General features: G+C 73.0%; 1 pseudogene. It reads right to left on the bottom strand.

Annotation, left to right across the window (positions count from 1 at the left end):
* Positions 1 to 575, bottom strand: a pseudogene (locus AC1DYI_RS38005) (hypothetical protein); the annotation flags it as partial.

Below are 575 nucleotides of genomic sequence, written 5' to 3'. Positions count from 1 at the left end.
GCATCGGCGAGCCGGCCTACGTTCGCCCGCTCTTCCTTCGCCAGCGCCTTGCCTTCGGCTTCTGCCGCTGGGGGAGCCGCCGCCACGACTGGAGCGGGTGGGGCAGGCGGTGCCGCGGGGGCATACGCCTGCGCTGTGGTCGGCGCAATCGACGGCGAGCGTGTGGCCGGCGGGGGCGGGGGCGCCGCATCACGCCTGGCCGGCGCCTGCGCCACCACCATCGGTTGACGCTCAACGGGTGGCTTCGACTGCGGCGCCGGGGTCGCTTGCGAAGTTGTTGCGGGCGCTGGTGACTCCACCGCCGTTTCCTTGAGCGGCACCGTTGGAGGCTCGGGCGCCGCGGCGCGCTTGGCTTCGGACACGGTCGCCACCTTGTCGAACTCGGTAGGCGCTGGCGCCTTCGACAGATGCCAGGCCAGGTTCAGCGCGAGACCGAATGCGCCGACACCAGCCACAGCAGTCCACAGGCGTGGCATGCCGGCATGGCCTGGTTCGATGCCGAGCAGGCGTTGCCACCACGCCGGCCGCGGCGGCAAGGACGCGCGCGCCGCCTGCAGCACGGCGCTGCGCAACGC

The organism is Ideonella sp. P3_A4, from assembly GCF_056403075.1.
This window is presented reverse-complemented; position numbering and strand designations above follow the sequence as displayed.